This is a genomic window from Mesorhizobium sp. M1D.F.Ca.ET.231.01.1.1 (assembly GCF_003999155.2).
Taxonomy (GTDB): Bacteria; Pseudomonadota; Alphaproteobacteria; order Rhizobiales; family Rhizobiaceae; genus Mesorhizobium.
Genome location: NZ_RZOZ02000305.1, coordinates 1 through 279, shown reverse-complemented (window position 1 = coordinate 279; position 279 = coordinate 1). Strand labels below are relative to the sequence as shown.

Sequence of the window (279 nt, the reverse complement as noted above, 5' to 3'; positions counted from 1 at the left end):
ACCGATCTCCCGTTCGAACTGGGCGATCTGTCGGCTTAATGGAGGCTGAGCAATTCCGAGCCGCGCCGAGGCGCGCCCGAAATGAAGTTCTTCGGCCACTGCCAGGAAATAGCTCAGCCGTTTGAAGTCCATGGCCGTTTGTCAGGCATCCATCAGCCGGGCAGGCACCCGCGTGACCCTTTCCAGTGCCTCCTTGAAATAGGCCCTGAAGGCAGTGGGGTTCTCGCTCATCGGAAAATGACCAAGATCCTTCATGATCGCAAGAGTGGAACCCTTGAT

Annotated in this window: 1 protein-coding gene; it reads right to left on the bottom strand. The window is 57.3% G+C overall.

Annotated elements, in window-relative coordinates; translation table 11 throughout:
• Positions 1-132, bottom strand: a 132-nt coding sequence (locus EN874_RS33425) for a LysR family transcriptional regulator (protein WP_127428880.1), incomplete at its 3' end; no start/stop codon positions are given.
• Between the last annotated feature and the right edge of the window lie 147 nt (positions 133-279).